Annotated in this window: 21 protein-coding genes and 2 tRNA genes; 9 read left to right on the top strand and 14 right to left on the bottom strand. The window is 72.0% G+C overall.

The features are described from left to right. Nucleotides 1-41 precede the first annotated feature (41 nt). From def to ACFW2Y_RS24715, 8 genes are all read right to left on the bottom strand, one after another. Nucleotides 42-671 (bottom strand): peptide deformylase, encoded by a 630-nt coding sequence (def, locus tag ACFW2Y_RS24750; protein ID WP_384883203.1) that lies wholly within the window; start codon nt 669-671, stop codon nt 42-44. Between the two features lie 67 nt (nt 672-738). After that, nucleotides 739-1719 (bottom strand): tetratricopeptide repeat protein, encoded by a 981-nt coding sequence (locus ACFW2Y_RS24745; RefSeq protein WP_384883200.1) that lies wholly within the window; start codon nt 1717-1719, stop codon nt 739-741. 79 nt (nt 1720-1798) lie between these two features. Further along, nucleotides 1799-3055 carry an HD-GYP domain-containing protein gene (locus ACFW2Y_RS24740; RefSeq protein WP_384883197.1) on the bottom strand — a complete coding sequence of 419 codons (1257 nt, stop codon included), beginning with the start codon at nt 3053-3055 and terminating at the stop codon, nt 1799-1801. After that, the gene (locus tag ACFW2Y_RS24735) at nt 3052-4434 is read right to left on the bottom strand and encodes an HD-GYP domain-containing protein (RefSeq protein ID WP_384883209.1); all 1383 of its coding nucleotides are present in this window, start codon (nt 4432-4434) and stop codon (nt 3052-3054) included. Before ACFW2Y_RS24735 ends, ACFW2Y_RS24740 begins: the two co-directional genes overlap by 4 nt. 181 nt (nt 4435-4615) lie before the next feature. Further along, the gene (gene rsrA, locus ACFW2Y_RS24730) at nt 4616-4957 is read right to left on the bottom strand and encodes a mycothiol system anti-sigma-R factor (protein WP_384883194.1); all 342 of its coding nucleotides are present in this window, start codon (nt 4955-4957) and stop codon (nt 4616-4618) included. Beyond that, entirely contained in the window at nt 4954-5610 is a 657-nt protein-coding gene (locus tag ACFW2Y_RS24725) for a sigma-70 family RNA polymerase sigma factor (protein WP_187282890.1), read from the bottom strand. Before ACFW2Y_RS24725 ends, rsrA begins: the two co-directional genes overlap by 4 nt. A 298-nt stretch (nt 5611-5908) precedes the next feature. After that, a complete protein-coding gene (locus ACFW2Y_RS24720; protein WP_384883191.1) occupies nt 5909-6541 on the bottom strand; it encodes an alpha/beta family hydrolase in 633 nt (210 codons plus the stop codon). A gap of 33 nt (nt 6542-6574) precedes the next feature. Beyond that, nucleotides 6575-7390, bottom strand: a complete 816-nt coding sequence (locus ACFW2Y_RS24715) for an SOS response-associated peptidase (RefSeq protein ID WP_384883189.1) — start codon at nt 7388-7390, stop codon at nt 6575-6577. A 49-nt stretch (nt 7391-7439) separates the two neighbouring features. Between ACFW2Y_RS24715 and ACFW2Y_RS24710 the strand changes: the two genes are divergently transcribed. The 4 genes from ACFW2Y_RS24710 (at nt 7440) to ACFW2Y_RS24695 (ending at nt 10905) form a co-directional block, all read left to right on the top strand. Beyond that, on the top strand, nt 7440-8123 hold the full coding sequence (locus ACFW2Y_RS24710) for a M50 family metallopeptidase (RefSeq protein WP_384883186.1): 684 nt from the start codon (nt 7440-7442) through the stop codon (nt 8121-8123). Between the two features lie 20 nt (nt 8124-8143). After that, entirely contained in the window at nt 8144-9475 is a 1332-nt protein-coding gene (gene aroA / locus ACFW2Y_RS24705) for a 3-phosphoshikimate 1-carboxyvinyltransferase (protein WP_384883184.1), read from the top strand. A 3-nt stretch (nt 9476-9478) separates the two neighbouring features. Beyond that, nucleotides 9479-10489, top strand: a complete 1011-nt coding sequence (gene rsgA, locus ACFW2Y_RS24700; protein WP_384883181.1) for a ribosome small subunit-dependent GTPase A — start codon at nt 9479-9481, stop codon at nt 10487-10489. Nucleotides 10490-10581: 92 nt separating this feature from the next. Beyond that, the gene (locus ACFW2Y_RS24695; RefSeq protein ID WP_384883206.1) at nt 10582-10905 is read left to right on the top strand and encodes a DMT family transporter; all 324 of its coding nucleotides are present in this window, start codon (nt 10582-10584) and stop codon (nt 10903-10905) included. Here ACFW2Y_RS24695 and ACFW2Y_RS24690 read toward each other — a convergent pair. Next, complete coding sequence (locus ACFW2Y_RS24690) at nt 10797-11432, bottom strand: TetR/AcrR family transcriptional regulator (protein WP_384883178.1); 636 nt, start codon at nt 11430-11432, stop codon at nt 10797-10799. The two genes, ACFW2Y_RS24695 and ACFW2Y_RS24690, sit on opposite strands and share 109 nt — an antisense overlap. Before the next feature lie 117 nt (nt 11433-11549). Here ACFW2Y_RS24690 and hisN point away from each other — a divergent pair, with 117 nt between their 5' ends. From hisN to ACFW2Y_RS24675, 3 genes are all read left to right on the top strand, one after another. Then, nucleotides 11550-12350 carry a histidinol-phosphatase gene (gene hisN / locus ACFW2Y_RS24685; protein ID WP_384883175.1) on the top strand — a complete coding sequence of 267 codons (801 nt, stop codon included), beginning with the start codon at nt 11550-11552 and terminating at the stop codon, nt 12348-12350. A gap of 150 nt (nt 12351-12500) precedes the next feature. After that, a complete protein-coding gene (locus tag ACFW2Y_RS24680; protein WP_384883172.1) occupies nt 12501-12890 on the top strand; it encodes a cyclic nucleotide-binding/CBS domain-containing protein in 390 nt (129 codons plus the stop codon). A 141-nt stretch (nt 12891-13031) separates the two neighbouring features. Continuing rightward, on the top strand, nt 13032-13451 hold the full coding sequence (locus ACFW2Y_RS24675) for a Fur family transcriptional regulator (protein WP_384883169.1): 420 nt from the start codon (nt 13032-13034) through the stop codon (nt 13449-13451). Nucleotides 13452-13643: 192 nt separating this feature from the next. Here the strand turns inward: ACFW2Y_RS24675 and ACFW2Y_RS24670 are convergent, their stop codons facing one another. Further along, nucleotides 13644-13994 (bottom strand): hypothetical protein, encoded by a 351-nt coding sequence (locus tag ACFW2Y_RS24670; protein WP_384883166.1) that lies wholly within the window; start codon nt 13992-13994, stop codon nt 13644-13646. 87 nt (nt 13995-14081) lie between these two features. Between ACFW2Y_RS24670 and ACFW2Y_RS24665 the strand changes: the two genes are divergently transcribed. Continuing rightward, nucleotides 14082-14675 carry a TetR/AcrR family transcriptional regulator gene (locus ACFW2Y_RS24665; protein WP_384883163.1) on the top strand — a complete coding sequence of 198 codons (594 nt, stop codon included), beginning with the start codon at nt 14082-14084 and terminating at the stop codon, nt 14673-14675. 105 nt (nt 14676-14780) lie between these two features. Here ACFW2Y_RS24665 and ACFW2Y_RS24660 read toward each other — a convergent pair. The 4 genes from ACFW2Y_RS24660 to ACFW2Y_RS24645 form a co-directional block, all read right to left on the bottom strand. Next, nucleotides 14781-14857 (bottom strand) — tRNA-Met (locus ACFW2Y_RS24660). 64 nt (nt 14858-14921) lie between these two features. Beyond that, the gene (locus ACFW2Y_RS24655) at nt 14922-16883 is read right to left on the bottom strand and encodes a tetratricopeptide repeat protein (RefSeq protein WP_384883160.1); all 1962 of its coding nucleotides are present in this window, start codon (nt 16881-16883) and stop codon (nt 14922-14924) included. 204 nt (nt 16884-17087) lie between these two features. After that, a tRNA-Met gene (locus ACFW2Y_RS24650) sits at nt 17088-17161 on the bottom strand. Between the two features lie 54 nt (nt 17162-17215). Further along, a complete protein-coding gene (locus tag ACFW2Y_RS24645; RefSeq protein ID WP_384883157.1) occupies nt 17216-20119 on the bottom strand; it encodes a UPF0182 family protein in 2904 nt (967 codons plus the stop codon). A 135-nt stretch (nt 20120-20254) separates the two neighbouring features. Between ACFW2Y_RS24645 and ACFW2Y_RS24640 the strand changes: the two genes are divergently transcribed. After that, on the top strand, nt 20255-20806 hold the full coding sequence (locus tag ACFW2Y_RS24640; protein ID WP_384883155.1) for a PPA1309 family protein: 552 nt from the start codon (nt 20255-20257) through the stop codon (nt 20804-20806). The last annotated feature ends 16 nt before the right edge of the window (nt 20807-20822 follow it).

Genomic DNA, 20822 nt, shown 5'->3' with positions numbered 1-20822 from the left:
GGGGCCCTCTCCTTGCGCGCGGACTCCTTGCGCGCGGAAGGTCAGACGTTCTCGACGACCGGGTAGCGCGGGGTGCCCTCCGCCATCTGCCGGAGGGCGTCCTTGCGGTCGCGCTTGGAGAGCTTGTCGATGTACAGGAAGCCGTACAGGTGGTCCGTCTCGTGCTGGAGGCAGCGGGCGAAGTAGCCGGTGCCGCGCACCTTGATCGGATTGCCCTGGGCGTCCTGGCCGTGGACCTCCGCGTAGTCGGGGCGGGCCAGCGAGGCGTAGGCGGTCGGGACCGAGAGGCAGCCCTCGTTGGAATCGTCCAGGTGGCGGCGCTCGGCCGGAAGGTCCTGGAGGACCGGGTTGACCACGACGCCGGTGTGGCGGACGCCCTCGTCGTCGGGGCAGTCGTAGACGAAGACCTTGAGGTCGACGCCGATCTGGTTCGCGGCCAGGCCCACGCCCTCGGCGGCCTTCTGACTGGCGAACATGTCGTCGATCAGCTGCGCGAGCCCGTCGTCGAACTCGGTGACGTCCTTGCACTCGCGGTGGAGGACCGGGTTGCCGACGACCGTGATCGGGCGGGCCGTGCCCCGCTCCCGGTAGGCGAGCTCGCGCGCCTCGCAGTCCTCCGTGTCCACGACGAAGCCGTCGTTGATCTGCTCGTCCGTCTCCTGCTGCGCCATGTCCGGCCGCGCCTTCCTGAAAACCCGATTCCGTCGGAGGACAGCCTACGGGGCCGGGGCGGAAGCCTCAGCAGACCTCTTCGAGATCGCGCCACTCCCGGCTGTCCGGGCTGTCCGCGACCCAGCCGTCGAGGAGCCCCCGCACCAGGCCCGTCGGGGCCGCGATGCCGCACTCCCGCTCCGGGACCCACAGCTCGCCCTGCGAGCGGTGGCCGAGCGGCCCGGGGTGCCCCGGCTCGCTGTGGTCGTGCGGGTCGGAGTGCTCGCCCTCGCCCTCGGCGCTCGGCATGGTCGACTCGGAGCAGGCACGGCAGAGCAGGCGCACGGAGGACGACCAGTCCTCCGCGGCGAAACCGGCCTCGGCGGCGAGCTGCTCCAGGGCGTCCCGATCGGCCTCGGTGGCGGCCTCCAGGAGGACCACCCAGGTGGGGACCGGTGACGGCGCCCACAGTTCGATCTCGTCGAAGACCGGATAGGACGGACCGGCGGTGGTGGTCCGCTCGCCGTTCGGCACGCCGTCGTGCAGGACGACCTCTCCCCAACGGCGCCCGGAGGACGGCAGCGGGATGGAGAGGACCTCCATGCGGGCCGGGTCGAGCCGACGGCCCCACACGACCTCCGCCTCGCCCTCGGGCGAAAGCCGGACGGCGGCGCTGCCCAGCTCCATCCCGACGGGCTCACCGGTGCCGGCTGCCGCGCCGGGAACCTTGAGGCCGTAGGCCTGCCAGGCCCGGCGGGCCAGCGGCCAGTCCTGGAGGGCGGTGGCGGCGATGCCCACGTTCCACCAGTCGGGGGCCCCGGTCTCCTTGTCGAGGAGCGCGACCGCTCGGAGCCCGGCGGCCCGCGCCTGCTCCCAGTCGTGCCGGAACTTGTGCAGCAGCGCGAGGTTGAACCAGGACTCCGAGAGCCAGGGCTCCAGGTCCGCCGCCCGCGTCAGCAGTGCGCCCGCGTCCTCGTACCGGCCGTCGCCGATCAGCGTGAACGCGCGGTCGGTGGCCTGCCGCCACGAGGCGGAGGGCCGATGCCGTACCTTCCCGAAGATCTTCACGATTCCCGCCTGCCGGTCGCTTCACCCTCTTGTTCGCATCCAACCATGCCCGGTCGGGCGCGCGCTCATTACCCATGGGTTACCCAGGGGTCGCGGAGGTCACCCCAGGGGCTCCGCCACGTGCCAGGACCCTGGCCAGAGAATCGACGACATCCGGGTGGTAATCGCGTGCGGTGCCGAGTCTGAGCCGTTCCAGCGCTCCGAGGGCGCTGCCCGCGTCCGCGCCCGCGAGGTCGTCGTAGGCGTTCACCGCACGAACGATCCGGGCGGCCCGCGGTTGCTCCCGGTAGGGGTCGGCCTGCCGCTCCACGACGACGGCGACGGCCTCGGGGACCCCCGTCCTGCGGACCACCTCGCCGCCCAAGCGCGCGATCCGGCGCTGTTCCTCCGCCGGCAGGCGGGCGGTGGCACCGCCCTCGACCGGGTCGACCAGGGACAGCTGTCCGATGTCGTGCATGAGCGCCGCGTGTTCGAGGACGGTCAGCTCGGCCCCCGAGAGGCCCAGCTCCCGGCCGACCGCGGCACTGAGGGCCGCGACCCGGTGGGCGTGACCGGGTGGGGTGCAGCCGGCGATCTCCGTGGCCCGGGCCAGGGAGGCGATGGTCTGCCGGTTGACGGTGCGGACGGCCGCGTACCGCCGGAAGGAGACCTGGGTGAGGAGGAGCGGGAGGGCCAGCACGGGAAGCGCCCACAGTCCGGCGGCGGCGACGCCGAGGGCCATGACGGCGCCGGTGGCGCAGACGGCGGAGCCGATGCCGAGCAGGCAGCGGAGTTGGTCGACGAGGAGGGGCCCGTAGGGGAATCCCGTGCGGGCGCGCAGCAGCAGGGCGGCGAGGACGGCGTCGCACAGGGCGGTCAGGACGAGCAACAGCAGCAGGAAGAGGGCGTAGGTCGGCCCCTGACCGAGGTGTTCGGCGACGGAACCCGCGTTGTAGAGGGGTTGGAAGCAGAGCGCGGCGAAGCCGACGGTGAGGACGCGCCGGGCGAGGTGGTCGGGGTCGGGGCCCCGGCCCCGGGCCACGTGCGGGACGATCCCGGCGAGGCCGGCCGCGACGACGACGGCGACGGTCTGGAGGACCCCGTGGGTGGTGGCGGCTCCGGCGCTGGTGCCGAGCAGGGCGTACGCCAGGGCTCCGGCGGCGGCGAGCGGTGCCGGTTCGCGCTCTCCGGGGGCGGCTCCCCAGCGGACGAGCTCGCCGAGGGCGACGAGGGCGCCGAAGGCGAGTGCGTTGCCGGGCTCGTCGACGCCGTGCCAGAGGGTGCCGGCGAAGCCGACGAGGCCGAGGAGGAGCGCAGCCCCGTGCACCGTCGTGAGGGTGACGACCCCGGGTCTCATGTGCGCTCCCTGGGGTGTGCGGGCAGGGGTCCGCGGGGCGGGGGCACCTGTTCGGGCCGTGCCGGGGAGGACGGGGTCTCGTCGGCGGTGGTGGCGGGCTGCCAGCCGTGTCGGTCCAGGGCGCGGACGAGGGCGGCGACCATCCGGGGGTCGAAGTGGGTGCCGGCGCAGCGCTGCAGTTCGGCGACGGCCGTGGGCACGGGGCGGGCACGGCTGTAGGAGCGGGTGGAGGTCATGGCGTCGAAGGCGTCGGCGACGGCCACCACCCGGGCGAACTCGGGGATCTGCTCCCCGTGGAGCCCGTAGGGGTAGCCGTTGCCGTCCATGCGTTCGTGGTGGTGGAGGATCGCGGACCGCGCCTCGCCGAGGAAGCCGATGCCGCGGACCATCTCGTGGCCGTACTCCGGGTGCAGTTCGATGATCCGGCGTTCTTCCGCGGTGAGGGGCCCGTCCTTGCGGAGGACGCGGGTGGGGACGCCGAGTTTGCCCACGTCGTGCAGGATGCCGGCGAAGCGGACCACGTCGAGCCGGTCCTCGGGCATGCCGAGCTCGCGGGCGATCAGCACGGAGGCGTGCCCGACGCGTTCGCTGTGCCCGCGGGTGTAGCGGTCCTTGATGTCGACGGCCTGGACGAGGGCCCGGATGGTGGCCTGGTGGGCGGCGCGCTCGCGGTGGTACTGGGCGAAGACCCAGCAGGAGATGTACATCGGGAGGAGCACGAAGAGCGCGGCGAGGGGCCCGTAGGCACTGCGCCAGAGGACGGCCATCATCAGCCCGGCCAGACCGTGCACGACGTGCGGGGCGAGCGTCCGGCCGAGGAGTCCGCGCCAGGCGGTCCTCAGGGGGAGCCCGTCGACGGTGGCGCGGATGCCGCCGTCGAGTGCGGTGAGGGCCAGGCAGAAGGCGAGCGCGGCGGCCCCCGCGGGCAGCAGCGCACGGGGCAGGTCGGGCGCGGCGGGACCGTGGCCGAGGGCGGCGGGGCCGCCGAGCACGGCGGCGGTCCGGGCCGCGCCCCAGACGGCGAGGGCGGTGGAGGCGGCCCGCCAGGCGCGGCGCGACGCGACGGGCGGCCGGTCGACGCGGGCCACGAGGCTGCCGGGAAGGGCGACGAGCGCGGCGGCGGCGGGCGGTAAGAGGAGCGCGGCGGCGAGCAGGACGGGGAAGAAGGAGCCGACGCCCATGGGGATGGACCCGCCGAGCGCACGGCCGACGAGCCGGCAGCGGGCCGGCAGCTCGCAGAGCGCGTACAGCCCGGCGAGGAGCAGGACCGTGCTCCAGGGGACGGCGGCACCGGGGCGCAGTGCGGGCAGGACGCAGGTCCCGGCACCGAGCAGGGCGCAGCCGATGTACACGCGGGCCGCTCGCGGAATGACGTTCACGCCCATCACGCCTGTCACGCTAGCGAGCGGAACGGTCGGGGGCGGTGCGGTGCGACTGATTCGCACCATCGGGTGATACAAGCTGAATATCTGCGCGAGGCCGTCGCGAATCCGCCACGACGGCCTCGGTCCCCGGTACGGAAGGGGTGCGCGGGAGAGCTGCTCCTGCGTGCGCGGGGTGCTACTCCTGCGGGGCCGACGATGCCGTCGGAGCGGCCTCCGCGACGTCCTGCGCGGCCTCCGCGACGTCCTGCTCGGGCACCAGGTGCCCGGCACGGATCAGGTCGATCCGGCCCATGACCTTCGCCCGCAGGTCGGTGGGGACGTCATCGCTGCCGCAGCAACGCTTGACGAGCTTCTTCACCGCCTGCTCCAGGCCGTACTTCTCCAGGCACGGGGAGCACTCCTCGAAGTGCACCTCGAACTTGGTGCAGTCACTGTCGGGCATCTCGTGGTCGAGGAACTCGTAGAGATGATCCAGGACCTCTGAGCAATCCGTCTCGTGCGGCTCTCCGCAGCTCATGAGCCCGAGCCTTTCAGATCGTTCGACGACTCTCCGGCGCCCGCGGGTACCAGCCCGCGGTCGCGGGCGTAGTCCTCGAGCATGCCGCGCAGCTGGCGGCGGCCCCGGTGCAGTCGGGACATCACCGTACCGATGGGTGTCCCCATGATGTCCGCGATCTCCTTGTACGCAAAGCCCTCTACATCGGCGAGATACACGGCGATGCGGAACTCCTCGGGAATCGCCTGGAGCGCTTCCTTCACGTCGGAGTCCGGGAGGTGGTCGAGGGCCTGGGACTCGGCGGAGCGCAGGCCGGTCGACATGTGCGACTCGGCACGGGCGAGCTGCCAGTCCTCGATCTCCTCGGCAGCGCTGCGCTGGGGCTCGCGCTGCTTCTTGCGGTACGAGTTGATGAAGGTGTTGGTGAGGATGCGGTACAGCCACGCCTTCAGGTTCGTGCCCTCGCGGAACTGGTGGAAGGACCCGTACGCCTTGGCGTAGGTCTCCTGCACCAGGTCCTCCGCGTCCGCGGGGTTCCGCGTCATGCGGAGCGCGGCCGAGTACATCTGGTCGAGGAAGCCGAGGGCGTCCCGCTCGAAGCGCGCGTTGCGCTCCTCGGTCGTCTCCTCGGGGCCGTCGTCGGTCCCTGTGTCGGTCCCAGTGACCGGACCCACCTCCTCCAGCGCGGCGGCGAGCCCGAGGGCGGACCCGCTCGTTTCGGAGGATAGACGAGGAACCGCTCCGCCCGCCGCCCGAACGGGGGCGGCCTTGGGGGCGGGCAGCACTGTCCAGTCGAGGTCAGCGGCCTGCGCGCGCTCCGGGCAGATGGTCGAACCCATGCGACGGACTCCCTCTTGGTTGCTCTCACACCGACGCTCTGCACAACAGCGGCCCCCCACTCGGCATTCCCGGCCCGGGACGCGGTGCGGGACGCGGTGCGGGACGCGGTGCGGGACGCGGTGCGGGACGAGGTCAGCGCAGGGCGGCGATCCACGCGGTGACGCCCTCGACGAGGCCGGCCAGGGCCTCGTCCTGGGTCAGCGGCGCGCGCTTGGGGACGGCGAAGCCGTGGTCGGCGTAGGGAACCTCCACCAGCTCGTAGGAACCGTCCGGGTACTCCGCGGGCCGCCCGAACGGGTCGTTGCCGCCCTGCACGACGAGGGTGGGCAGTCCGGTGGCGGAGAGCTCCTCGGTCCGCGAGCGCTCCGGCTTGCCCGGTGGGTGGAGCGGGAAGGCGAGCGCGAGGACGGCGCGCGCACCGAGCTCCCGACCGGTGCGGCAGACCACTCGGGCGCCGGCGCTGCGCCCGCCGGCGATCACCGGGAGGCCGGGCTTCGCGAGGACCGGCCAGAGGCCGCGCCAAGCGGCGTCGAGGGTCTTCGGCGCCGGCGCGACCTTCTTGCCGGCGACCCGCCAGGGCTGCTCGACGAGGGCGACGGTCACGCCGTGCGGGGGCAGCGCAGCGGCCAGCGCCTGGAGGTCGCGGGCCTCGACGCCACCGCCGGCGCCGTGCCCGAGGGCGAGGACGGTCCACGGCTCCGTCCCCGGGTACCAGGTGATGCGTGCCTCGCCGGCATCGGTGGAAACGGTCTCGTACTGTGTCACGTCCCCATCCTGCCGCTCCGGCGGCCCGAAGGCTCAGAAGAGGGTGCCGACTTCCGGACCGTCCAGTTCCGTCAGGAGTTCGGGGCCGTTGTTGCGGACGTTGCTGACGGCCGTCACCACCGGATAGGCCCGCATCAGGCCGCCCGGCGGCGGGGCGAGCAGCCCGCGCAGCTCCTCGGGGTCGGTGCGCACCGGATCGAGCCAGGCGTCCCAGCGGTCCTCGGTCAGCATCAGCGGCATCCGGGGGTGGATGTCGGCCAGTGAGCGCGGTCCCTCGGCAGGGGCGACGCCGAGCGGCCCGGTCTCGGCCTCGGTGGTGATCACCGAGCAGGTCGCCCACCAGGCGGAGGGGTGCTCCGGCGGGAGGGTCCCGTCGCGCCAGAACTCGTAGAGCCCGGCCATCGCGAAGACGGAGCCGTCCGCCGGGGTCACGAAGTAGGGCTGCTTCCGGGGCCGCTTCTTCTTCCCCTCGACCTCCAGGTCGCGCTCCGCGGCACCGGTCACCCACTCGTAGTACCCGTCGGCGGGCAGGATGCAGCGGCGCGACTGGAAGGCGCGCTTGAAGGAGGGCTTCTCGTGGACGGTCTCCGCACGGGCGTTGATCATCCGGGCCGCGCCCTCCGGTGACTTCGCCCAGGAGGGCACGAGTCCCCATTTCAGGGCGCGCAGCTGGCGAACCGGCCGGGGCGAATCCGCGTCTTTCACGGGACGTTCCAGAACGGCCCAGACCTCTTTGGTGGGAGCCACGTTCCAGTCCGGGGCCAGGGTCTCCGCAGGATCCCACTTCTCGACCCCGAAGAGGCCGACCAGGTCCTCGGGCCGTCGACTCGATGCATACCGTCCGCACATACGTGCCACACTGCCACGATCCCCGAGCTTCCGAGGAGCGGCCCGAAACATGGACCTCTTCAGCACGCAGGCCGCCCCCGCCGCGTGGGTGGCGATCGCCACCTGCGTCGCCGCCCTCGCCGTCACGGTGCCCCGTCGCGTCTGGCTCCTGGCCCGCAACGCGATCACCATCGCCCACGAGGGAGGCCACGGGCTGGTCGCCCTCGCCACGGGGCGCCGTCTGGAAGCGATCCGACTGCATTCGGACACCAGCGGACTCACGGTGAGTCGGGGCCGCCCGACCGGAATGGGCGTGGTCCTCACCCTCGCCGCCGGTTATCCCGCGGCCCCGCTGCTCGGCCTGGGCGGCGCCGCCCTGCTGGGCACCCGCCACGTCACGCTGCTGTTGTGGCTGGCCACCGCACTGCTGCTCGCGATGCTGGTGATGGTCCGCAACGCGTACGGGATCCTCACGGTCCTGCTGACCGGCGCCACCTTCCTCCTGGTCTCCTGGCTGACCCCGCCCGACGTCCAGTCGGTCTTCGCGTACGCCGTGGTGTGGTTCCTGCTCCTCGGCGGGGTCCGCCCGGCCTTCGAGCTCCAGGCGAAGCGACGGCACGGCGGCACCCCCGACTCCGACGCGGACCAACTGGCACGGCTCACCCACGTGCACCCCGGGGTGTGGCTCTTCTTCTTCCACGCCGTCTCGATCTGCTCCCTGATCGGCGGCGGGCGCTGGCTCCTGGGTTTCTGACTCCCCCGTACAGTGAGTCCATGACCGCAGCTGCTTCCGCGCACATCGACCCGCCCACCGATCTCTGGCCCGCTCCGCACGCGCGCGGCGCCGTCGACGCGACCGTCACCGTGCCCGGTTCGAAGTCGGTCACCAACCGCGCCCTGGTCCTCGCGGCGCTCGCCGGCGAGCCGGGCTGGCTGCGGCGTCCGCTCCGTTCCCGGGACACCCTGCTGATGGCGGAGGCGCTCCGCACCCTCGGCACGAAGATCGAGGAGGGCGTGGGCCCCGACGGAACCGGCGAGGCCTGGCGGATCATCCCCGCCCCGCTGCGCGGCCCCGCGACCGTCGACGTCGGCAACGCCGGCACGGTGATGCGCTTCCTGCCTCCGGTCGCCGCGCTCGCCGACGGCCCGGTCCGCTTCGACGGCGACCCCCGGTCCCACGAGCGCCCGCTGCACGGGGTGATCGACGCGCTGCGCGCGCTCGGCACCCGGATCGACGACGACGGCCGGGGCGCCCTGCCCATGACCGTGCTCGGCGGCGGCGGCGTGGAGGGGGGCACCGTCGAGATCGACGCCTCCTCGTCCTCGCAGTTCGTGAGCGCGCTGCTGCTCTCCGCGCCCCGTTTCAACCAGGGCGTCGAGGTGCGGCACGTGGGGTCCCGACTCCCCTCGCTGCCGCACATCCGGATGACGGTCGACATGCTGCGCGCGGTGGGCGCACAGATCGACGAGCCGGAGCACGGCGGTGCCCCCGACGTGTGGCGGGTCGCCCCGTCGGCGTTGCGCGGCCGGGACCTGGTCGTCGAACCCGACCTGTCGAACGCCCAGCCGTTCCTGGCCGCCGCGCTGGTGACCGGCGGCCGGGTGACGATCCCGGACTGGCCGGAGCGGACCACCCAACCGGGCGACGAACTGCGTCGGATCTTCACCGGGATGGGTGGCTCCTGCGAGCTGACCGCGGAGGGCCTGACCTTCACCGGCACGGGCCGCATCCACGGCATCGACGTGGACCTCGGCGAGGTCGGGGAACTGACCCCCGGCATCGCGGCGGTCGCGGCCCTCGCCGATTCCCCCTCCACCCTGCGCGGGGTCGCCCATCTGCGGCTGCACGAGACGGACCGGCTCGCGGCGCTCACCAAGGAGATCAACGAGCTGGGCGGCGACGTCACCGAGACGGAGGACGGTCTGCACATCCGCCCCCGCCCGCTGCACGGCGGCGTCTTCCACACGTACCACGACCACCGGATGGCCACTGCGGGCGCCGTCATCGGCCTCGCGGTCGAGGGCGTGGAGATCGAGGACGTGGCCACGACGGCGAAGACCTTGCCGGACTTCCCGACGATGTGGACCGAAATGCTCGGGGCCTGAACCATGCGGCGCTACGGCAAGCACACCGACGAGGACGACATCCGCCAGCGGCCCAACCGCAAGGGCACCCGTCCCCGCACCAGCATCCGCCCGAAGCACGAGGACGCCGTCGAGGGCATGGTCCTGACGGTCGACCGGGGGCGGCTCACCTGTCTGGTCGAGGACCGGACCGTGACCGCGATGAAGGCCCGCGAGCTGGGCCGCAAGGCCGCCGTCGTCGGTGACCGGGTCTCCCTGGTCGGCGACCTCTCCGGCGAGAAGGACACCCTGGCCCGGATCGTACGGATCGGCGAGCGCAGCTCCGTGCTCCGCCGCACGGCCGATGACGACGACCCCTACGAGCGGGTCGTCGTCGCCAATGCCGACCAGCTGGCGATCGTCACCGCACTCGCCGACCCCGAGCCGCGACCGCGGTTGATCGACCGTTGCCTGGTGGCGGCCTACGACGGCGGTCTCGAACCCTTCCTGGTGATGACGAAGTCGGACCTGGCTCCGCCCTCGACGCTCCTGGACCTCTACGGGGACCTGGACATCCCGCACGTCGTGGTGAACCGCGAAGAGCTGTACGACGGCGGAGCGGCGGACCGGGTCAGAGAGTTCCTGGACGGGCGGGTCACGGCCTTCGTCGGACATTCCGGGGTGGGGAAGACGACCCTGGTCAACGCCTTGGTGCCGGAGGAGCGCCGACGCATCACCGGTCACGTGAACGCCGTGACGGGCCGTGGCCGGCACACCACGACCTCGGCCCTCGCACTGCCGCTCGACGAGGTGGACGGCTGGGTCATCGACACCCCCGGCGTGCGGTCCTTCGGCCTCCACCACGTCGATCCGTCGCGGGTGATCCACGCCTTCCCGGACCTGGAGCCGGGCACGGAGAACTGCCCCCGCGCCTGCAGCCACGACGAGCCGGACTGCGCGCTCGACGCGTACGTGGCGGAGGGTCACGCCGATCCCGCACGGCTCTTCTCGCTGCGTCGGCTGCTGGCCACCCGGGAGCGGCGCGACGGCGACTGACCCATCGGTGTTTGCGCCTGCCCGCCACCGGTAAGTGCATAATCGCACCAAGTGCGACGAAGCGGTCACCGATGGCGTGGGAGGCACTGACGATGGCGTGGCTGCTGGTGGTGATCGCCGGAATCCTGGAAACCGGGTTCGCGGTCTGCCTGAAGCTCTCGCACGGATTCACCCGACTGTGGCCGACGATCGCCTTCGCGGCCTTCGCCCTGGGGAGCTTCGGGCTCCTCACACTGGCGCTGCGGAAGCTGGACGTCGGCCCCGCGTACGCGGTCTGGACGGGAATCGGCGCGGCCGGGACGGCGATCTACGGAATGATCTTCCTCGGCGACGTGGTCTCCACTCTCAAGATCGTCTCCATCAGTCTGGTGATCGTGGGGGTGATCGGGCTCCAGCTCTCCGGTTCGGCGCACTGAGGGTCGATCGGCAGGGCCGGTGCGACGACGTGCCCCAGGGCGAGCCGGACGGCGAGTTCGCAGGGGGCGGCCCACTGTTCACCGGCGCAGGCCGCGACCTCAGCGACGAGCTCGCCCGGCGCGGGCGGCCCGGCGTCGGCACGCCGCTGGGCGGGCACGGGGGCGGGCCGGGCGCCGGGCCGGACCGGCCGGGGGCGGGGCAGCCGGTCGTCCCAGGCGCCGGTGAGCAGGGCCCGGAGCACCGGACGGACTGCGGCGCGGGCGACGATCCACTCGGCGACGGCGACGAGCTTGCGTTCGGGCGGTCCGGGGGCGGCGAGCAGGCGCCGGACGCCGTGGAGGTAATCGTCAGCCTCCCTCCGCGCCAGGGCGCGGGCCAGCCCCTCCTTGGAGCCGAACTCGTTGTAGAGGGTCTGCCGGGAGACCCGGGCGGCTGCGGCGAGGTCGACCATCCGCACGGCGGTCCAGGAGCGGTGTGCGAGTGTGGCGAGCGCGGCGTCGAGCAGTGCCTCGCGTGCGTTCGCCATCCTCACCTCCGGGAAGGAAGGGTTCTCCGCCCAGCGTCGACAGGCGCCGACGCCCTGTCAAGGGGCCGCCGTGGACGGTTCTCCGCCCGTTCTCGACTCGGGGATAGAGTGCCGACCATGGCCGACTACCACGATGATCTGCGTCTCGCCCACGTCCTCGCGGATGCCGCCGACGCGGCCACCATGGACCGATTCCAGGCGCTCGACCTCAAGGTCGAGACCAAGCCGGACATGACTCCGGTGAGCGAGGCCGACAAGGCGGCGGAGGAGCTGATCCGCGGGCAGCTCCAGCGCGCCAGGCCGCGCGACGCGATCCTGGGCGAGGAGTACGGCGTCGAGGGCTCGGGGCCGCGGAGGTGGGTGATCGACCCGATCGACGGCACGAAGAACTACGTGCGCGGAGTGCCGGTCTGGGCGACCCTGATCGCACTGATGGAGGCCGGGGAGAGCGGGTACCAGCCGGTGGTGGGCGTGGTGTCCGCCCCGGCGCTCGGCCGTCGCTGGTGGGCGGCGAAGGGGCTGGGGGCGTACACGGGCCGCAGCCTGGCCGCGGCGAGCCGCATCGGCGTGTCGAAGGTGGGCCGCCTGGCGGACGCCTCCTTCGCGTACTCCTCGCTGAGCGGCTGGGAGGAACGGGGGCGCCTCAACGGCTTCCTGGACCTCACCCGCGCCTGCTGGCGGACCCGGGCGTACGGCGACTTCTGGCCGTACATGATGGTCGCGGAGGGTTCCGTCGACATCTGCGCGGAACCGGAGCTGTCCCTCTGGGACATGGCCGCGGTGGCGATCGTGGTCCAGGAGGCCGGCGGCACGTACACGGGCCTGGACGGTCGGCACGGCCCGCACAGCGGCAACGCGGCCGCATCCAACGGCCTGCTCCACGGAGAGCTGTTGAGCTACCTGAACCAGGAGGGCTGAGCGCGCCGCCGCACCACCCGAGCGCACCTCGCGCGCCCCCTTGTCGTCCCCCCTTCCCGGTGCCACTCTGAGAATCCCCCCACTTGTGAACTTGTGAAACCGTTCTCGTTGAAGGCGGGAAGGGTTCACCCCAAGGAGGTGGCTCCGTCCATGCTCGTCCGTGACGCCATGAGCACGGTGGTCCTCACCATCGGCCCCACCCACACCCTCCGGCAGGCGGCCAGGCTGATGGCGGCGCGGCGCGTCGGTGCCGCCATCGTCCTCGATGCCGACGCCGGCGGGCTCGGCATCCTCACCGAGCGCGACGTCCTCAACTCCCTCGCCCGGGAACAGGATCCCGACCGGGAGGCCGCGGGCTCCCACACCACCCGTGACGTCGTCTTCGCCGCACCCACCTGGACCTTGCTGGAGGCCGCCGAGGCCATGACGCGGGGCGGCTTCCGCCACCTCATCGTCCTCGACGACCGGGGCCCCGTCGGCATCGTCTCCGTGCGCGACATCATCCGCTGCTGGATACCCGTGCACAGCGTCGCCGGGTGAGGGGCGCCGGATCGGCCCGAGCCCACCCGGAAACCCGGCCGGCGGGATCACCGGACCCACTCTGGACGAAATCCAAAACCGAATCAATTCCAAGGTCACACTCGTTCGGGGTCCGCTTGCCCGACTGTTAGGCTGGCCCCCATGAGTGACCTGCTGGAACGCCTGCGCGGACGCGGTTGGCGCATGACCGCGCAGCGGCGTGTCGTCGCCGAGGTCCTCGACGGGGACCACGTCCACCTCACCGCCGACGAGGTCCACGCCCGCGCAGCGGCGCGGCTGCCCGAGATCTCCCGCGCGACCGTCTACAACACGCTGGGCGAAATGGTCACCCTCGGCGAGGTCATCGAGGTCGCGACCGACGGGCGCGCCAAGCGGTACGACCCCAATGCCCACCGCCCCCACCAGCACCTGGTCTGCGGCCGGTGCGGCGCGATCCGCGACGTGCATCCGGCCGGTGACCCGCTGGCGGACCTCCCGGCCGCCGAGCGCTTCGGCTTCACGATCTCGAACGTCGAGGTCACCTATCGGGGCATCTGCCCGAACTGTGCGGGCACCGCCTGACCGGCGCCCGCGCACACCCCGTTCCTCCCCGTGCACCCCGATGCCCGAGGAGGGGCGAAGCCCCACCGCCCCACCGCCCGATCGATGCGGCGGGGCGCGGGATCCGGCCCCGCACCGGCTGCGGACCCGATCGCGGGACCGCAGCGGCGGCCGGCCCCATGAGCGATGACCACGGGAGTCCCGCCGCCCGGCTCAGGCAGAACCGGCACGACTGCGCAGTTCCGCAAAACGGCGCAGCGCGGTCTGGCGTTCGCCCTGGAAGCGGCCGACGCGGGCCTGGGTGAGGGCGGTCCAGTGGTCGACGGCACGCCCGGCGTGGTCGAGCGCTTCACCCAAGTGCCCCCGAGCGGCCAACTCGTCCCGCTGACGGTCGGCCTCCTCCGCCTGCCTCAGCAGCGCGTGGGTGGGGTCCTCGGTCGACGCCCGGGCGGCCTCGGCACGGGCGGCCAGCCGACGGCGGCGCGCGGCGCCGGCATAGCCGGCCAGGGCGACCAAGCCGCCCGTGAGGGCGCCGGAAACGAGCTTCAGCATCAGATCGTCCATGGCCGCAGTATGGACCCGTGGACCATCTTTTTGGAGATTGATTCTAGAAAAATATTCGAGTTGTTTACCTCTGCCTATACTCCCCCCATGGCAAAGCAGTCCCGTGGCGAGGCCACCGTCGAACGCCTCCTGTCCGCGGCACTGGAGGTGTTCGCCACGTCCGGACAGGCCGGGTTCACCGTCCAAGCGGTGACGAGGGCGAGCGGGGTCAGCCTCGGCAGCCTGTACCACCACTTCGGCAGCTTCAACGGCTTGGCGGCGGCCCTGTACGGCCACTGCCTGCACGAGACGTACACGGCGGCGCTCGCCCCCCTCGATCGGGCCCGGACCGCCCGCACCGGCATTCGGGCGTTCGTGACGACGTACCTGCGCTTCATCCAGGACAACCCGGCCGTGGCCCGCTACTTGCACGGCTCGGCGTACTCCAGCTATCTGGCCGTCGACGCCGACCGGGCCCGGGGCGTCGAACCGGAGCACTTCCCCCGGGTGGCCGATCACCTCGGGCGCTGGGTCGACTCGAACGAGATCGCCCGGCTCCCCGGTCCGCTCCTGGAGGTCCTGGTCGTCGGCCCGGTCGCGGTGGCCGCCCACCGCTGGCTGGCCGCCCCGGAGGACATCGACCTCGGCCAGGCCGCCCGGATTCTGTCGGACCGCATCTGGGCGTCCGTCCGGACCGACTAGGACGCGTCCTCGGCAGCCGGGGCTGGCTGCCGGGCCACCGGCGCGACGGGTCGCATTCGAAAATGCATCAGGGCCCGGATCCTTAGGATCCGGGCCCTGATGTCGTGGTAGCGGGGACAGGATTTGAACCTGCGACCTCTGGGTTATGAGCCCAGCGAGCTACCGAGCTGCTCCACCCCGCGTCGGTGAACATCACCTTACGGGACCCCCGTCACCGACGCAAATCCGTTAACGCGGGAACCACTGCTACGCAGTCAGCTCCTGGTGGAGCGCCTCGCTCAGCCGGGCCGCCCGCTCGGCGACCTCCGCCGGCCCCAGCTCCACCGCGCGGTCGCACCAGCGACGCCCCTCAGCGAGCTCGCCGCGCCGGGCCGCGAGCAGCGCCAGCCTGAGCGCGGCCCGGCCGTGACCGGCCCGGGCCGCCCGGGTCCACCAGAGGGCGGCCTCCCGCTCGCTGCCCTCGCGGGCGAGCAGCAGCCCGAGGTTGAAGGCCCCGTTGCGACTACCGGCTTCGGCAGCCGCGCGGTACCACCGGTCGGCCTCCACCAGGTCGCCGCGCCCGGCGGCGAGCATCCCGACCCGCACCTGGGCACGGCGGTGGCCCTGCTGGGCGGCCCGCTCGTACCACTCCTCGCACTCGGACTTCTCCTCACGGGGCGCGCCCAGTACGGCGGGACCCGGCTCGGGGCGGCGCGCGTCGAGCACCGAGGCCAGTCGGAAGGCGGCCTCGGCGCTGCCGCCGCCGGCCGCGCACCTCAGGTGCCGCTCGGCGGTCTGCTCGTCGCCGTCCCGCAGGGCGGCGATGCCGACCTGGAGGGCGGCTTCGGTGTGCCCGGCCGCGGCTGCCCGCTCGTACCAGACGAGGGCCGTGCGGTCGTCGTCACGGCCGGCGTGGAGGATGCCCAGGTTGAAGGCGGCGTCCACGCTGCCGGCCTCGGCCGCCTTGGAGAACCAGGGCTCGGCGCCGTTGGCGTCACCGGCCTGGAGGAGCAGCACGGCGAGCGCGTTGGCCGCCTCTCGGTGGCCCGCGTAGGCGGCGCGCCGGTACCACTGCTCGGCCTGCGGGATCCGGTCCTGGGCGGCACAGAGCAGCCCGAGGTTGTAGGCACCGTTGATGTCGCCGGCGTCCATGGCGGCCCGGTACCAGCGCTCGGCGGTCTGCTGCTCCCCCCGGGCCGCGTGCAGGGCGCCGAGCGCATTGGCGGCGTTGCCGTCGCCGTCCTGGGCTGCCCGCAGCCACCACACGGCGGCGCTCTCCTGGTCGCCGGCGTCGCGCAGCAGGAAGCCGAGCGCACAGGCGGCCTTCGCCTCGCCCTCCTTGGCGGAGCTCAGGTACCAGCGGCCGGCCTCCTTCAGGTCGCCGCGGTGCTCCAGGATGGCGCCCAGGTGGAACGCCGCCCGCCGGTGACCGCGTGCGGCGGCCTGCCGGAACCACTGCTCGGCCTCGGCCGCCTCGCCCACGGGTTCGCCGGCGGCACGGCCGGGAACCGCGGGGCTCGCCACGGCGACGCCGGAGGGCGCGCCGGCGAGGACACCGGGGGCCCGCAGTCGGGCACCGGTCTCGTGCGGGCCGCGGGTGGTCTCGGCGGCGCGGCGCTCCAGGGAGAGGGCGAGGCGGAAGGCGGCCTCGCGGTGACCCTGTTCTGCGGCGGCACGCAGCCAGCGCTCGGCGCCGACGTCGCTGCGGTGCTCCAACAGGTCGGCGAGGGCGTACGCGCCGAGGGCGTGCCCCTGCTCCGCGGCCTGGCGCAGCCAGTACTCGGCGGCCGGCTCGTCGCCCCGCTCGCGGTGGTGCCGGCCGAGGGCGTGGGCGGCGGGTGCAGAGCCGGCGACGGCTGCGACCCGCCACCAGCCGGCGGCCTCGTCGGCATAGCCGCGCTGGTGCAGCAGGACGCCCAGGTTGTTGGCCGCGGCGCGGTCCCCCTCGGCGGTGGCGCCGCGCAGGTAGGGCTCGGCGCCGTCGAGGTCGCCGCGGCGCAGCAGAAGGGCACCGAGGGCGCTCATCGAGGCGAGGTCGCCCTGCTCGGCGGCGCGCCGATGACGGGCCTCGGTCTCGGTCTCCGTGTCGGCATCGGCCTCGGCGGTGGTGTCGGTGACCGCACGGGCGGCTCCGACTGCCTCAATGATCTCGTCCGCGGCATTCCTGGCATGCCGCTGCACAAACCGCCCTGTCTCCAACAGAGTTGCCCTGTCCCCCATAAATACCATCGTCGCACCACCCGCAACCCGAGCACACCTGGTATACCGCAGCCAGTGAGGTCACTCAGCGTTTTGTCGACATGCCCACAGAGAGACAAGTCAAACACGACTCACGCCAACTCGCCCCCTGCCTACCGCTCTTCAGCACCCCCCGGCACGTCGACACACGACAAGGGCCCGGATCCCTATGGATCCGGGCCCTTGCCCTCTGAGTAGCGGGGACAGGATTTGAACCTGCGACCTCTGGGTTATGAGCCCAGCGAGCTACCGAGCTGCTCCACCCCGCGTCGGTGAAACCACAGTATCACGACGCTGAGCGGAAAAATCCGGAAAGCCTCAGGTCAGCTGCCTGATCCCCCCGTCTTGAGCTTCGCCCCGGCGTCCGCGGCCCGCTGCAGCGCCGCCTGGAGGTCCTCCTGGGCCTTGCCGTAGGCGGTCCAGTCGCCCTTCTGCAGGGCGGCCTCGCCCGCGTCGTACGCCTTCTGGGCGTCGGTGATGGCCTGCTGCAGCGCGGCGTCGTTCGAGGCCGGCGGCTGGGTCGTGCCGGGCGGCTCCGTGGTCCCCGGCGGAGTCGTCGGCGTGCTGGGCGCCTCCACCCCGAAGACCGCGTTGAGCGCCTTGGTGAGGTTGTCCTCGAAGACCGTGGTGTCCTTGGTCGTGTCGCCGTCCGGCTGGTCCGCGTCCACGTACGACACCGCGACCTTCTTCAGGAGCGGGTAGAGCGCGTTCCGTCCCTGGGCGTACACCGGCTCCACGTACAGGAACCCACCGTCGAGCGGCACCGTCAGCAGGTTGCCGTACTGGATGTCCGAGTCGGCGCCCTTCATGTCACGGACGAACTGGGCCACGGACGGCAGACCGTTGAGCTTGCTCTGCACCTGGGCCGGGCCGGGCACGTCCTCGGTGACCCTCAGCAGTCTCATCCGGCCGTACTCCTTGCTGGTGGCGTCGGCGTCGACCGCCATGAAGCCGCCCAGGTTGGGCCGCCCGTTCGGCGTGAACGTCGTCGTCAGCGAGAAGCGCTGGGCGGTGTCCCCGGGCATCTTCATGCTCAGGTAGTACGGCGGGACCGCGTTGCCGTCCTTGTTGGTCGGGTCATCCGGAACCTGCCAGGCGTCCGAGCCGCTGTAGAACTGCGCCGGGTCGGTGACGTGGTAGCGGGTGAGCAGCTCGCGCTGGACCTTGAACATGTCCTGCGGGTAGCGCAGGTGCGCCATCAGGTCGGCCTTGATGGCGGACTTCGGCATGACCGTGTCCGGGAAGGCCTTCATCCAGGTCTTGAGGACCGGGTCCTGGGTGTCCCACTGGTAGAGGGTCACCGTGCCGTCGTAGGCGTCGACGGTCGCCTTGACCGAGTTGCGGATGTAGTTGACCTGGTTCTGCTGGGCGACGACCGCTCGCTGCTGGTTGCCGACGGTCAGCGAGTCGGCCGTGGTGTCGCCGAGCGTGGTGCGCGAGGCGTACGGGTAGCCGTTGGTGGTCGTGTACGCATCGATGATCCACTGGATCCGGCCGTCGACGACCGCCGGGTAGGCGTCTCCGTCGATGGTCAGCCAGGGCGCGACCGCCTCGACGCGCTCCTTGGGCGTGCGGTTGTAGAGGATCCGCGAGCCGTCACCGATGGCTCCCGAGTAGAGGATCTGCGGCTCGCTGAAGGCCACCGCGTATGCCGCCCGGTTGAAGGCGCTGGAGAGGCTGACTCCGCTCTTCTCCTTGTAGCTGGTGGTCTTCTCGCCGTTCTCCTCGTAGTCCAGCTCCTTCTGCGGGCCGCCCACGATCGAGTACTGGTCGGTCTTCTCGCCGTAGTAGATCCGCTGCTCGTACGTCCCCAGGGAACCGGTCGTCGGCAGCCCGGACTCGGTGAAGACCGGGGAGCCGTTGGCGTCCGTCTGGGTGCCCGCGGCCATGATCGCGCCGTAGCCGTGGGTGTAGGTGAAGTGGTCGTTGATCCAGTTCCGCTTCGGGATGCCCTTGATGTTGAGCTCACGCAGGCCGACGACGGTGTCCTGCCCGTCGTAGCGGTCCACGTCCAGGGTCGTCGGGAACTGGTAGTACTTCCGCTTCTGCTCCAGCTGCTGGAACGTCGGCGACACGATGTTCGGGTCGAGGAGGCGGTAGCTGGCCGCCGTGTCGGCGTCCGTCCGCAGCGTCTCCTTGGCCTTGACCGACGACTTGCCCGAGTAGTTCTCGGGCTTCGTGCCGTCGATCGCGTAGGCCTTCCGGGTCGCGTCGATGTTCTTCTGGATGTAGGGCGCTTCCTTGGCCTGCTCGTTCGGCTGGACCTGGAACTTCTGCACGATCGCCGGGTACAGGCCGCCGATCAGGATCGCGGACAGCACCATCAGGCCGAAGCCGATCACCGGCAGCTGCCAGGTGCGGCGCCAGAGCGTCGCGAAGAACAGCAGGGCGCAGATCACGGCGATGCAGAAGAGGATCGTCTTGGCCGGCAGGTACGCGTTGGCGTCGACGTACCGCAGGCCCGTCCAGTTGCCGGTGGCCTTGAAGTCGCTGGACTTCACCGCCAGGCCGTACCGGTCGAGCCAGTACGCGACGGCCTTGAGCGCGACGAAGAGGCCGAGCAGCACGGAGAGGTGGCCGGTGGCCGCGGCCGTGGCGCGCGCGCCCGGGCTGGTGATCCGCAGCCCGCCGTACAGGTAGTGCGTGAGCGCGGCGGCGATCAGCGACAGGACGGCGGCGGCGAAGCCGAACGCGAGCAGGAAGCGGTACCAGGGCAGGTCGAAGGCGTAGAACGACACGTCGAGCCCGAACTGCGGGTCCTTCTGACCGAACCGGACTCCGTTGATCCACATCAGCCAGGTGCGCCACTGGCCGGCGGCGGAGGCACCGGCGATCAGGGCGACCAGGGCGGTGACCGCGAGCAGTACCCACTTCTTGAACGGGGCCAGCCCCATCCGGTACCGGTCGAGGCTCTGCTGCTCCAGGGACATCGCGCTGAGCGGCGGTCGCAGCCGGTGTGCCAGCCAGATGTTGAAGCCGACGGCGAGCCCCATGAGGAGACCGAAGACCGCGAAGAGGCCGATCTTGGTCCACAGGGTGGTGGTGAACACGGACGTGTACTTGACCGAGCGGTACCAGAGCCAGTCCGTCCAGAACCCGGCGAACATCACGAACGCCATGGCCAGCACGGCCAGCACCCCGAGCGTCATGAGCAGGGTGCGGGCCCGCCGAGACGGCCGACCGACTCTCATCCGTGGTCCGGACGGACCTTGGCCACGGTCCGGCATCTGGAAAGCCAACGTGCGCCCCTCGATGTTGATGCGTCTAAAAGCAGGCCCCGCGATGGTAGAGCCCACTGATGCAACTTACTGAGGCTTTACCTAGTTCCCGACTTCCGAGGAAGAGGAGGCAGGATATTGGTCATGTCCAACCTTTCTCCCTCCGGCCCGGCGATGGCCGCGAGCCCCCTCACCCGTGCGGTGCTCGAGATCGACGAGTACGCGTCGGGCCTCGGCTGGGACCAGCCCGCCCGTCTGTTCGCCCTGGTCGACACCGCGCGCCTGCGCGCCCAGGAACCCCGACTCGCCTCCCAGCTCGGCCTGGGTGACGACGCCACCGCCTATACCCCGATCGAGCAGGACAAGCTGCCGCGCGGCAAGCCGCTCGACGAGTTCCTCGGCACGCTCGCCTGGCCCGATGCCGTGGTCGGCTGTGCCCTGACGGTGGAGCGGCTGATGCTGCCGCCGTCGGCCGAGGCACAGGTGCCGCAGGGGCTGAACGAGAAGCAGCTCGCCAAGTGGGTCGGCGCGCATCCGGACCGCCAGGAAGTCCGGATGACCGTGGCGGTGCTGCGGGACGGCACGCGCGAGGCGGCGATCCGGTTGCGCGAGAAGGACGTCGCGACCGAGGTGCTGACCGGTCCCGACCTGGTGCCGGGCCTGGCCGAGGCGCTTTCGGCGACCTTCGAGGGCTGAATTCGCGACGCAGTGG

This window comes from Streptomyces sp. NPDC058877, assembly GCF_042742855.1.
Taxonomy (GTDB): domain Bacteria; phylum Actinomycetota; class Actinomycetes; order Streptomycetales; family Streptomycetaceae; genus Streptomyces.
The sequence above is the reverse complement of the archived record's forward strand: the minus strand, read 5'-3'. Positions and strand labels throughout refer to the sequence as shown.